The organism is Bowdeniella nasicola, assembly GCF_001907295.1.
Lineage (GTDB): Bacteria > Actinomycetota > Actinomycetes > Actinomycetales > Actinomycetaceae > Bowdeniella > Bowdeniella nasicola.
This window is the reverse complement of record NZ_MQVR01000075.1, coordinates 1-12,446: the sequence shown is the minus strand read 5'-3', so window position 1 is coordinate 12,446 and position 12,446 is coordinate 1. Positions and strand designations below refer to the sequence as shown.

At 64.6% G+C, this 12,446-nt stretch carries 10 protein-coding genes; 5 read left to right on the top strand and 5 right to left on the bottom strand.

The features are described from left to right. Positions 1–200 precede the first annotated feature (200 nt). Positions 201–440, top strand: a complete 240-nt coding sequence (locus BSZ39_RS10585) for a hypothetical protein (RefSeq protein WP_073717300.1) — start codon at positions 201–203, stop codon at positions 438–440. A gap of 68 nt (positions 441–508) precedes the next feature. On the opposite strand, the gene BSZ39_RS10580 is transcribed toward BSZ39_RS10585, so the two are convergent. Further along, a complete protein-coding gene (locus BSZ39_RS10580) occupies positions 509–2,344 on the bottom strand; it encodes a phosphoenolpyruvate carboxykinase (GTP) (RefSeq protein ID WP_073717299.1) in 1,836 nt (611 codons plus the stop codon). A gap of 335 nt (positions 2,345–2,679) precedes the next feature. On the opposite strand from BSZ39_RS10580, the gene BSZ39_RS10575 reads away from it, so the two are divergent. Continuing rightward, complete coding sequence (locus BSZ39_RS10575) at positions 2,680–3,648, top strand: hypothetical protein (protein WP_073717298.1); 969 nt, start codon at positions 2,680–2,682, stop codon at positions 3,646–3,648. A 65-nt stretch (positions 3,649–3,713) separates the two neighbouring features. On the opposite strand, the gene BSZ39_RS10570 is transcribed toward BSZ39_RS10575, so the two are convergent. Both BSZ39_RS10570 and BSZ39_RS10565 read right to left on the bottom strand, forming a co-directional pair. Then, positions 3,714–5,006 carry an adenylosuccinate synthase gene (locus BSZ39_RS10570; protein ID WP_073717297.1) on the bottom strand — a complete coding sequence of 431 codons (1,293 nt, stop codon included), beginning with the start codon at positions 5,004–5,006 and terminating at the stop codon, positions 3,714–3,716. A gap of 63 nt (positions 5,007–5,069) precedes the next feature. Continuing rightward, the gene (locus BSZ39_RS10565) at positions 5,070–7,163 is read right to left on the bottom strand and encodes an ATP-binding SpoIIE family protein phosphatase (protein ID WP_073717296.1); all 2,094 of its coding nucleotides are present in this window, start codon (positions 7,161–7,163) and stop codon (positions 5,070–5,072) included. Positions 7,164–7,295: 132 nt separating this feature from the next. On the opposite strand from BSZ39_RS10565, the gene BSZ39_RS10560 reads away from it, so the two are divergent. Continuing rightward, entirely contained in the window at positions 7,296–7,664 is a 369-nt protein-coding gene (locus tag BSZ39_RS10560) for an STAS domain-containing protein (RefSeq protein WP_083603258.1), read from the top strand. Here BSZ39_RS10560 and BSZ39_RS10555 read toward each other — a convergent pair. Beyond that, positions 7,630–9,729 (bottom strand): beta-galactosidase, encoded by a 2,100-nt coding sequence (locus BSZ39_RS10555; protein WP_073717295.1) that lies wholly within the window; start codon positions 9,727–9,729, stop codon positions 7,630–7,632. The two genes, BSZ39_RS10560 and BSZ39_RS10555, sit on opposite strands and share 35 nt — an antisense overlap. A gap of 79 nt (positions 9,730–9,808) precedes the next feature. Next, positions 9,809–10,828, bottom strand: coding sequence for a class II fructose-bisphosphate aldolase (gene fbaA, locus BSZ39_RS10550; protein WP_073717294.1), 1,020 nt, complete (start codon positions 10,826–10,828; stop codon positions 9,809–9,811). A 150-nt stretch (positions 10,829–10,978) separates the two neighbouring features. Here fbaA and BSZ39_RS10545 point away from each other — a divergent pair, with 150 nt between their 5' ends. Next, positions 10,979–12,166 carry an ROK family transcriptional regulator gene (locus tag BSZ39_RS10545; RefSeq protein WP_083603256.1) on the top strand — a complete coding sequence of 396 codons (1,188 nt, stop codon included), beginning with the start codon at positions 10,979–10,981 and terminating at the stop codon, positions 12,164–12,166. 17 nt (positions 12,167–12,183) lie between these two features. Beyond that, complete coding sequence (locus tag BSZ39_RS10540; RefSeq protein WP_073717292.1) at positions 12,184–12,432, top strand: hypothetical protein; 249 nt, start codon at positions 12,184–12,186, stop codon at positions 12,430–12,432. Positions 12,433–12,446: the final 14 nt, after the last annotated feature.

The window sequence follows — 12,446 nt, the reverse complement described above, 5'->3', positions numbered from 1 at the left end:
AGTGAGTTGTAGAAGATGAACTCGAGGATCACGCGGTGACCGCCCTGCTGTCCAGCACGACCACCCCGCTACACCACTATGAGGGACTCAACTGCAATATCGCAGTGACCTCGGCAGTCAACCTTCAGAGCCTGCGTATGCCCAGAAACCCCTCGACACGTGTCATAGACCACAATATTCTGGGGTCACCATGACGAGAGATGACCTACCGCAAAGCTTCGAGACCGGCGCAGCGCTCGGTGTTTTTGCTGCCTACCGGATACCAAGATTTCCACTCCTGGCGGGTGTGGATCAACGATTCACCCACGGACATCCGTGACGCTTTTGCGATCTCGCCACCGATCTTCTCCCTCACCGGCCCCGGTGGGATCACCACCCGCGAAACCGACGAACTCTTTGTCCAACGGGATGTCGATTCCGATCAAGAACACCAGTCCTGACCCATAGCGAAGGGCCCGGTCCGAAAAACTTTTTCGGACCGGGCCGCTCACTTAGGGTGGCTCGAGCGTTACTCGGCCTTCTTGGCCTCGAGGCGCTCGCGCAGCTTGGTCAGCTGCTCGGCAACCTCGGCCGGAACGTGGTCACCGAACTGGGCGAAGTACGCCTCGGTGTCCTCGGTCTCGGCGAGCCAGGCCTCCGGGTCGACCGCGAACAGCTTGTCCCAGGTCTCCTTGTCGAGGTCGAGACCCTCAAGGTTGAAGTCCTCGAACTTCGGGTAGCGACCGGTCGGGCCGTCGATAGCGTCTACCTCGCCCGCGGCGCGCTTGACAATCCAGTCGAGGACGCGCGAGTTGTCGCCGAAGCCCGGCCACAGCCAGTTGCCGTCCTCGTCCTTGCGGAACCAGTTGACCTGGTAGACCTTCGGGAACTTGTCGCCAAGTTCCTTCTGCATCTCGATCCAGTGGCCCCAGTAGTCGGCCATGTGGTAGCCACAGAACGGCAGCATGGCGAACGGGTCGTGGCGCAGCGAGCCGACGGAGCCTTCCGCGGCAGCGGTCTGCTCGGAGGCGACCGAGGCGCCGATGAACACGCCGTGCGCGTTCTCGTACTGCTCGGCGACCAGCGGCACGTTGGTGGCGCGGCGGCCACCGAACAGGATCGCGTCAACCGGAACGCCCTGCGGGGCTTCCCAGTCCTCGCAAATGATCGGGCACTGCGAGGCCGGGGTGGTGAAGCGCGAGTTCGGGTGTGCGGCGGCGGTCGTGGACTCCGGGGTCCAGTCGTTGCCGTGCCAGTCGATCAGGTGATCGGGGATCTCGCCGTCGATGCCTTCCCACCACACGTCGCCATCGTCGGTCAGCGCGACGTTGGTGAAGATGGTGTTTTCCTTCATCGTGTCCATGGCCATCGGGTTCGTCTTGTATGACGTGCCCGGGGCAACGCCGAAGAAGCCCGCTTCGGGGTTGATGGCGTACAGGCGGCCATCCGGTCCGGGGCGCATCCAGGCGATGTCGTCACCGATGGTTTCGACCTTGTAGCCCGGGATGGTGGGCTGCAGCATGGCGAGGTTGGTCTTGCCGCAGGCCGACGGGAACGCCGCGGTCACGTGGTACTGCTTGCCGGTCTTCTCGTCGGTGAGGCGCAGGATGAGCATGTGCTCGGCCAACCAGCCGTCGCGGCGGGCCATCGTCGAGGCGATGCGCAGCGCGAAGCACTTCTTGCCCAGCAGCGCGTTGCCGCCGTAGCCGGAGCCGAAGGACCAAATCTCGTTGGTCTCCGGGAAGTGGGTGATGTACTTTTCGTCGTTGCACGGCCAGGTGGTGTCTTCCTGACCCGGCTCGAGCGGCGCGCCGACCGAGTGGACGGCCGGGACCCACGGCTGGCCTTCGCCGATGAGCTTGAGAGCATCGGTGCCCATGCGGGTCATGATCCGCATGTTGACGACGACGTAGGGCGAGTCGGTCAGCTCAATGCCGAGCTGAGAGATCGGCCCATCGATGGGGCCCATCGAGAAGGGGATGACGTACATCGGGCGGCCCCGCATGGCACCGTCGAACAGGCCGCGCAGCTTCTCCTTCATTTCCTTCGGATCTGCCCAGTTGTTGGTGGGACCAGCGTCCTCTTCCTTCTCAGAGCAAATGAAGGTGCGGGACTCGACGCGTGCCACATCGGAGGGCAGCGAACGGGCCAAGAAGCTGTTGGGGCGCTTTTCCGGGTTGAGGCGAGTGAACATTCCCGACTCGACCATCTGGCGGGTGAGGCGATCCCACTCTTCGTCGGAGCCATCAACCCAGATGACTTCCTCCGGCTTGGTGAGTTCGGCTACCTGCGCGACCCAGTCGACAAGTTCCTTGGGTGCAATCTCGGGGGCGCCTTCAGCGATCTGAGTGGCGTCTACGGTCATTTTCTCCTCCATCATTGCCTCCGGGGGCGGCTCCTCCGAGGCGGGGTGTTGAGATCTGGTTCTTACCGCTGTCTCTATCTTTCCGCGCTTCGCATCAGCAAAGAGATGACGAAGGGCCCAGATGGGAGACATCGACGGGTTCATTGTTTCAGTAAATCGGACAAACTGCACCGTATTCGTGCCGATTTTTGCGGAAAATCGGGAGTTGTCGGATACCCGAAATTTCGCCCGATTTTCTGCTGATTGGCACAACCGTGCACCTGCCAGCTTCCCTGATGCAAAAGAAATGGCGCGCAAGGATGTTCCTGTGCGCGCCATCGTGCAAGAATCGCACCATGGCTACCACCAGCAAGAGCCCACCAGCCCGGCGCATCCTCGCTTTCCTCTTTCTTCCCCTCATGCTCCTTCTCGCCTCGTGCGAGATGAAGGCGCATACCGAGTTCTTTGAAGACGACACGTCAAAAACGTCGATGGAGATGTCGCTTCCGAAGCAGCAGGCCGAGATGTTCGGCATGGCTAACTGCGATGCGATGAAGAAACAGATCGACAAGCAGAACGGCGGTAAGGCCGCCGAAGAGACGGTTGTGGAAGATAAGTCCGACGACACCAACGTTCGCTGCGTGATCTCCTCCAAGGAAGCCCAGCCGATCTCCGAGATGAACTCCGATGGCCGCACCGTCGAGCACAAGGACGGTAAGTTCATCGTCACCTCGAAGGCCGATACCTCCGCCGATGCCGCCACGGCTGAAGCCATGTTCGGCGCCGCCAACTTCTCCTTCCGCTTCACCTTCCCCGGTAAGGTCGAGTCCGTCGAGGGCGACGTCCCCGAAGACTCCTACACGATCGACGGTAACTCGGTCGAGTTCACCAAAATCTCCGCTATGACCAAGCAATTCACCATCACCGCAGCCGACAAGGCCGGCGGCGCCGGCGGCTCGCTGCTGTGGATCATCCTGGGTGTCCTCGCGGCCCTGCTGATCCTTGGCGCGCTCGCCTTCTTCTTCCTGAAGAACCGCAACAAGTCCGCTGATCCGGCAGAGAGCGCTCCGTACGGAGGCCCCGCTGATGCGCAGGCCTCCCCCTACGGCGCTCCGGCGCCCGCCACCTACGGCGAGGATGCGCTGCGTCCCGCGCACGAGGCCATCGCCCCCGCCGAGGAGCCCGTTGCTCCCGCGGATCCGGAGGCCCCGCTCTCGCAGTACGACCCGAACGTCGATGTGGAGAACAAGCCGCACGAAGGCTCGGACCCGGTACTTGGCTATAAGGAGCTGCGCGCCGACGAGGGCGAGACGCCCCGTTCCTAAGTAGAGATAGCCGAAGGGCGGGACAGCTGGCTGGCTGTCCCGCCCTTTCGTATGCGTGCGGCGCGTTAGCGCTGGGGCACGAGTTCGTGGCGCACGATGGTCGCATCGCGGCTCGGGCCGACGCCGATGCACGAGATGCGGCAGCCGGAGATCTTCTCCAGGTGCTCGACATAGGCCTGCGCGTTGGCGGGCAGTTCGTCGAACGTGCGGCAGTGCGTGATGTCTTCCTTCCAGCCCGGCAGCATCTCGTAGATGGGCTTGGCATGGTGGAAGTCGCTTTGCGAGGCGGGCATCTCTTCGACGCGCACGCCGTCGATCTCGTAGGCGACGCACACCGGGATCTCGTCGTAGGTGGACAGCACGTCGAGCTTGGTCATGACGAAGTCAGTCAGGCCGTTGACGCGGGCCGCATAGCGTGCAATAACGGCGTCGTACCAGCCGGTGCGGCGCGGGCGCCCGGTGGTGACACCGAACTCGCCGCCGGCTTGCCGCAGCGCCTCGCCGACCTCGTCGGTCAGTTCGGTCGGGAACGGGCCTTCGCCGACGCGCGTGGTGTACGCCTTGATGACGCCGACGACGCGGTCGATGCGGGTCGGGCCGACGCCGGAGCCGGTGCAGGCACCGCCGGCCGTGGCCGAGGAGGACGTGACGAACGGGTAGGTGCCGTGGTCGACGTCGAGCATGGTGGCCTGGCCGGCTTCGAACAGGACGGTCTTGCCCTCGTCGAGCGCAGTGTTGAGCTCCAGGGCCGTGTCGATCACCATCGGGCGGACGCGCTCCGCGTAGGACAGGAGTTCTTCGGTGACCTGGTCGACATCGGCGGCGCGACGGTTGTAGACCTTGACCAGCAGCGAGTTCTTGTTGACGAGCGCGGCTTCGACCTTCTGGCGCAAGATGGAGGCGTCGAACAGGTCCTGAATGCGGATGCCGACGCGGTTCATCTTGTCCGCATACGTCGGGCCAATGCCGCGGCCTGTCGTCCCGATCTGGCGCTTGCCAAGGAAGCGCTCGGAGACCTTGTCGATCGTCCGGTTATAGGACGGGATGATGTGCGCCGAGGCGGAGATCTTCAACCGCGAGACATCCATCCCCCGCGAGCGCAGGTCATCGAGTTCTTGGAACAGCACCTCGAGGTCGACGACGACGCCGGGGCCGATCACGGGCGTGACGCCGGGCGACAGGATGCCGGAGGGCAGCAGGTGCAGCGCATACTTTTCACCGTCGACGACGACGGTGTGTCCGGCGTTGTTGCCGCCGTTGAATTTCACGACGTAGTCGACGGCGCTACCGAGCTGGTCGGTCGCTTTCCCTTTTCCTTCGTCGCCCCACTGGGCGCCCACGACGATAACGGCAGGCATGGCCTCTCCCTCCGGAATTCGGCTCTCTGGCCGATCAATGCACGGCCCTAAGGTTACTCGCGTTCACACCTCGATGCGGGCCCACACCACTTTTCCGACGCTGGTCGGTCGCCAACCCCAGTCGCCGAGGCGCGATAGGACGTGCAGTCCGTACCCTCCGATGGCGTCTTGGGGTTCGCGGCCGCGCCGGCGCAGGCGGGGGCGCGGCGGGGTCGGATTGGCGTCTTCGACCTCAATTCGGATGCCCGAGTCGGTCTCCTTGAGGCGCAGGCCAACCGTGCCCCAGCCGTGCATGACCGCGTTGGAGACGAGCTCGGAGACGGCGAGCAGGACGGCCTCGGACTGCGGCAGGCCCCACTGGGCAAGCACGCGCGCCGTGAGGTCGCGCGCGCGCATCGCGGTCCCGGTTTCCGATGGGAGCTGCCAGCGGCGCGCTCGCGCGCCGGGTCCGCGGCTCTTGCCGCCCGGCACGCGCAGCACGACGACGGAGATGTCGTCCTCGGCGTCTTCCGCGAGGTCCATGATCTCCTCGCCGAGGCCCGCCGCGTCGGGCGCGTTGGATTCTCCGAGCGAGCGGCACAGGGCTTCGAGCGCATCTTTCAGCGCAAAACCGCGCCGCTCCACGATCCCGTCGGTGTACAGCACGATGGCCTCGCCGGGATGCAGCCGCACTTCGGTTTCGGTGCGCTCATCGGACGGGTAGCCGAGCATGCCCTCGGATCCGCCGCCGAGCAGTTCGGCGCGGCCGTGGCCGACGAGGACGCCCGGCACGTGCCCGGCGCGTGTGTAGCGCAGCAGCCAGCTGTCGTCGTCCTGCTGTTCAAATACGGCAACAACCAGCGAGGCGGTCCGGTCGAGGCGCAAGCTCGAGATCGCGGCATCGACGTGGTTGACAAGTTCTGCCGGGGACAGCCGCCGGTCGGAGACGGAGTGGATGACGGTGCGGATCTGGTGCATCGCCATCACCGCTTCGACGTCGTTGCCGACGGCGTCCCCGAGGACGAGGGAGACCCGCCCGTCGGACAGCGTTTCGATGTCGTACCAGTCGCCGCCGACGTGCGCGAACGTCGAATAGGGCTGGTAGTAGGTCCACACGTCGAGACCGGAAACCGAATCTTGAGACGGCAGCATCGAGCGCTGGAGCGATTCGGCGAGCACGTGCTCGCGGTGGAAGAGTTCGTAGTTTTCCATCGCCGACGACACGCGACGCACGATGAGGTTGAGCAGGGAACGAATGCTCTGCGTCGGCTGCGTCGCCGGGTCGATATCCTCGCCAGTTTTCATCGCGTGGGACTGCGAGATCAGCAGGCCGCGCGAGCGACCACCCGGCGATGCCGTCGTCACCATGACCGTGACGGGCTTGTTGGGGTCGGTCGCAAACATCTTAAAAACGGCCGCAGACGGCAGCTCGGGGTCGGTGCCGGGCTCGATCGTGAGCACGGTCGTACCGACCGTCTCATCGCCCCAGATTTTTAAGACGGGGTCGGCTAGCCACCGCTCGTTTTTGATCTCGGCTAGGTCGAGGCGGTCCCCGATGAAGCCCGTCGACCGGACGAGCCCCTGGCCGCGGCGCAGCGCCATGAACTCGGCGTCCGCAAGCACATTGCGCTTCAGCAGGTCGGCAATCGCGGCGAGGACGTTTTCGGCCGGAACCTGGGAGAGGAGTTCGGAGACGCGGCCCGCGAGCGACAGGTTGAGGTTCGCCTGGCGCTCGAGCTCCGATTGGAATCCCGCGAGCGCATCGTCGGCGAACACCTGCGCGCCCGGCGTGACGAGGCACGTGAGCAGCCACAGGTGCGGCCACTCGTGGGTGCCAGGCAGCCGGCGAAACGAGATCGTCGTCCACAGGCGGTCTCCGTTGGGTTTCGTAAAGAGGAGCGGGTCGGAGTCGATCGTCGTGGTCTCGGGGTCGAGCAGATCGCGCATGTCGTAGCCGCCGCCGACGCCGCGCAGTGCCTCAACACCGAGGCTTTTCAGGGTTTCGAAGGTCCAGCCGGAGCACTCTTCGAACGCTTCGTTGCACCACAGAAGTCCCCAGCCTTCATATGAGGTATAGAGTGCGGGCGGCGGGTCCTTGAGGCGAACGTCGGGGTCGTTGGGCGATGGTTCCAGACGATATCCGACGATCAGCGAGGGCACCGGGATTGCATTAATCACATGTGACAATTCAATAAATTGAGGAACGCCACGTTCATCGGCCTCCACTTCGCCTCCTTTGCCACGTATCCTGGACGCATTCCTATCCATAACCCCCAACTATGTCACCCCCGATGGATCCGAGGTTAAACCGTGACCGACTCCCTTGATCGGGATCCCACTCGCACCGAGAGCGGCACCGCCGCCGTCATGACCGCTGACGACCGGACGCGACTTATCCTGTCTGGCCCGATCGACCTGTCCATGGTGGGTGAATTCTCCGAAGCCGTCACCGAGTGCTTGGAGCGTGCGCTCCCCCTCGACGTAGACTTTCGCCACGTGACCTTCATGGACTCCTCCGGCGTCGCGACCCTCGCGCGCCTTTTGACGAAGGACTCCCCCGCCCAGCCGGTGCGCATGATTAAGCCGCCGGATATGGTCCAGTTTCTTCTGGACGTCACGGGCCTTTCCGACAAGGTCGAAATCCTTACGACAGATCCGGGCTTTCCCTCCGCGAACTAACGTCGATCGCGGCCGCTGACCTCGGCGGCACGACGAGGTGGCCCGTCACCACCGAATCCGACACCAGATCATGGCCCGTCAGGCCTGCGATCTGTGCTGCGCTATCCCCGTGATTGAGGACGAACACGACGTCGCCGCGCCTGATCGCCTCAACGCCATCGGGCATCTCGAGTCGCTCGCCCGTGATCCGCGCGCGCAGTTCAGCGAGCTGGAAGATAGCCGCCCGTCCGACCGATTCGAGGTCGGTCGCGACATAGGTGCCGCCGCCACCGCTGGCCGCGCGATAGGTGATCGCGGGCAATCCTGATAGATCGCCACCTGCGAAGGTCGCGAGCGCCTCGACACCGTCCGAGATCGCGATCTCTTCCGCCCAGATCCCGCCGGCGAGGGCCGGGCGCGGGTGCGACATCCGATCGAGGACGCGGAACAGGGCGGAGCTGGGTTCGGTTTCGAGGTTCACCTGGTCGAGCGCGGGCGTGATCGCAGAGCTGATGCGATCGACGCGGGGATCAGCGAGCTGATCGCTGTCCTCCGCGACGAGGTGGTGGTCGAGGACCACGATCCCGAGCAGGTCCGAAATAATCGCGGCATACCCGCCCTCGTAGGCTTTTCCGGTCTCGTCGACGACGGCGCTGGGTGCCGTGACGATGATCTGAGCGCCGCCCTCGGCCGCCGCGGTCAGGGCATCGGCGGTCGCTTTCGACATGGCGAACAGCTCGGGCACGATGATGACGCGGTACGCGCTAAGGTCGGAGTCCGGGAAGACGAAGTCGACGGGATAGCCGCGTTCGAACGCGGTGCGATGCCAGGCACTGATGGCGGCAAGGCCGCGATCCGGGCCGGGCCCGATCGCCGCGGCGCGGTGGAAGATCGAGGCCCAGTCGATCAGCAGCGCGACGGTTGTCTTCACGCGCGCGCCGACCGCGGGCCCGAGCCGCTTCAAGGTGTCCCCGAGCTGGCACACCTCGGTGAAGGTGCGAGATGCCCGGCCCGCGTGCGGGACCATCGCCGAATGGAACGTCTCGGCGCCGCGCACCGACTGACGCCACTGGAACTGACAGATCGCGTCGGCGCCGCGCGCGATACGTGCGAGGGACTGCAGTGCAAACACTCCGGGACGTTTGCGCACGTTGCGTTCACGCCACTGCACCGCGGATGTTGTCTGCTCGAGCAGGTAGAACGGCTGGCCGTCTTTCAGCGAGCGCATGAGGTCGGAGACGAGCGCTGTTTCGTGGGCGGCGAAGACGGTGGCCGGGTCGGGGTAGGAGTCATCGGAGATGACATCGATGTGCGGTGCCCAGTCGCGGTAGTTAGCGTGCGGGAACAGGCCCATGAAGTTCGTCGTCACGGGCACGTCGCTGTGCGCGCGGATCGCTTCTTTTTCGGCCAGATAACAGGCGAGCATCTCATCGGAGGAGAAGGCAAGGAAGTCGGCGACCTGCCCGGGATTCTTCAGAGTCGGGGTCGCGCGCGGGACGTCGACCTGCGTGATGTCGGTATAGCGCTGGGACCAAAAATCGGTTCCCCACGCCTCGTTGAGCGATTCGAGATCGCCATATTTGTTGAGCAGCCAGCCACGGAAGGCTTCGGCGGATGTTTCGCAGTAGCAGTGCACGCTGTGGCAGCCGTACTCGTTCGAGATATGCCACAGCTTCAGGGCCGGATGCGTGCCGTAGCGCTCGGCGAGCTTGCCAGCGAGGCGGGCGGCGTAGCGGCGGAAGACGGGCGAGGACGGGCAAAAGTCTTGGCGCGATCCGTGCGCGAGCCGCACGCCATCTTCGGTGACGGGCAGGATCTCCGGATGCGCCGTCGTCAGCCACGCGGGCGGGGAGGCGGTTGCGGTGGCGAGGTCGATTCCGATGCCGGCGGCCGCGAGGTTCTCGATCACCTCATCGAGCCACCCGAAGTCGAATTCCCCGTCGGCGATTTCGAGGCGGGCCCACGAGAAAACTCCGACGGATGCGAGGGAAAGCCCGGCCTCCTTCATGAGCTCGACGTCCCGTTCGCGCACCTGCGCGTTCCACTGTTCGGGGTTGTAATCGGCGCCGTAGATGATTCCTGCCATGCGTTCAGTCTAGGCGGGGTCGGGCAGACAAAAAGCGGGCCCGCGCCGGTCGGTGCGGGCCCGCTTGTAAGCGATGTGGTTACATCTTGGTGCCGGCGGAGCCGAGGCGCTCACAGGCCTCAACCACGCGGGCGGCCATGCCGGCCTCAGCAGCCTTACCCCACGCGCGCGGGTCGTACTGCTTCTTGTTGCCGACCTCGCCGTCGACCTTCAGGACGCCTTCGTAGTTCTTCAGCATCCAGTCAACGACCGGGCGGGTGAACGCGTACTGGGTGTCGGTGTCGACGTTCATCTTGATGACGCCGTTGCGCACCGCGGTCGCGATCTCTTCGGCGCTGGAGCCGGAGCCGCCGTGCATGACGAGATCGAACGGCATGTCCTTGCCGACCTTCTCGCCAACTTCCTTCTGGATGTCGCCGAGGATCTCCGGGCGGAGCTTGACGTGGCCGGGCTTGTACACGCCGTGGACGTTACCGAACGTCAGGGCGGTGATGTAGCGGCCGTTCTCGCCAAGGCCGAGGGCCTCAACGGTCTTCAGGCCGTCTTCAGCGGTGGTGTACAGCTTTTCGTTGATCTCGCCAACGACGCCGTCTTCTTCGCCACCAACGACGCCGATCTCGACCTCGAGGATGGTGTTGGAGGCCTTGGTGAGCGCGAGCATTTCCTTCGCGATCTCAAGGTTTTCTTCCAGCGGCACAGCGGAGCCGTCCCACATGTGGGACTGGAAGAACGGGTCGCGGCCGGCCTTGACCTCTTCGGCGCTCAGTTCCATCAGCGGACGGATCCAGGAGTCGATGTTCTGCTTGGCGCAGTGGTCGGTGTGCAGCGCGACGGTGACGTTGTAGTTCTTGGCGACCTCGCGGGCGTAAGCCGCGAAAGCGAGCGAACCGGCGACGCGGTCCTTCTTGGTCGAGCCCGACCAGTATTCGGCACCGCCGACGGAAACCTGGAGGATGCCGTCCGACTCAGCCTCTTCAAAGCCCTGCAGGGCCGCGGTGAGGGTCTGGGACGAGGTCACGTTGATCGCCGGGTAGGCGAACTTGCCCGCCTTCGCGCGGTCAAGCATCTCGTTGTATACCTCGGGAGTTGCGATGGGCACAATGGCCTCCTTTTGACGCGAGTAGTTCCGCTCACCATTGTTCCACGAGATGGCCGCAAGTCGAATAGGACCATAAGCCCGCAATAGACGGGAGATAGATTATTTTGTCGAAATATCGACGGAATAATTCGTTCTCTCTACGCTAGAGACATGAACAGGACTGGAGAGGGCTCCCCCACCCGCAAGCTCCATGAGTCCCGGGTGCTCGAGCTGCTTCGCACGTCCGGGGCCATGACCCGCGGCGAGCTCGCTGACGCCACCGGCATCACCCGTTCCACCATCTCCGAGATCGTCACCGACATGCTCGATCGCGGGGCCGTGGTCGTTGCCGGGACCGATCGCGACCGACCGGGACGCGGCCGCCGGGCCGAACACATCTTGCTTGACCCCTCCGCAGGACAGTACCTCGGGATCGACATTCGCCACGATCGCGCCGACATCGTCGTGACGAATGCGTCGTATTCGATCATCGCGAGCGACCAGTGCCACTACCCCACCGGCACCCCGTGGGCCGACCGCATCGAGTTCATTACGGCGGCCATCAACTATCTGGCCGTCACTCACCACATCACGATCGACGTCCTGCAGGCCGTCGGCGTCGGGATCCCCGGCCCGTTCCTCGCCAGCGATCCGACACAGCACGAAGGGATCGGGCCGCTCGTCAACGAGACGCTCTCCCGGCAGTTGCACGCCCCGGTCGTCGTCGAAAATAACGTCCGCCTCGCGGCCCTGGCCGAAGCCTCGTGGGATCGCCCTTCTCCCGTTCCCTCGCTGATGTACGTGCGCTTTGGAGCCGGGGTCGGAGGCGGAATCGTCATTGATGGGACCGTCCTCAACGGTTTCCACGGCAGCGGCTCCGAGATCGGGCACATCAATGTCGGGGTACCGACGCTGCGCTGCCGGTGTGGCGATACCGGCTGCCTCGAGATGGTGGCCGCCAACCCCGCGCTGCTGCGCACCGCCAACGAGGCCGGCGCCGACGTGACAACGATTGCCGACCTCGCCGAGCTCGCCGATGAGGAACCCGTGCGCTCCATCCTCGAGCGAATGTGCGACGCGATCGCCCAGGTCCTGACCGCCGCGATTCGCGTGATCGATCCGAGCGACATCGTCATCGCGGGCGAGATCTTCACGCGCCGCCCCGAACTGATCGAGGCAATTGAAGACCGCATCTCCGCCAGCGCACTCACCCGCCGCGCGGGCGCCCTCACGTGCCAACTCGCCCGGCTCGGCACCGACGCCGGCGCGCTCGGAGGGATTTGCGCCGTCGCGGACCTCCCCCACCTCCCATTCTCCAGCCGAGGTACGCGCGCCGGCGCCTACCTCGTGACCGCTTAATCCTCGAAGGAAGAACCATGGCCGCCACCGCCAACTCCGTGAAGAACTCCCTCATCATCGTCACGGATCAACATCGCACCGACACCATCGGGGCACTCGGGGGCCCCACCCACACCCCGGTGCTCGAGGATTTCGCCTCTGAGGGCTTCGCGTTCCGGAAGGCGTTCACGCCGACGGCGATCTGCCCCGTTACATTTATTGGTAGGTCCTCACCAGAGGATCTGGTCGCTGGCCCTGGTATGGCTGTCTTGCCCTGTCATCGATGATCCGGGGGGTGTTG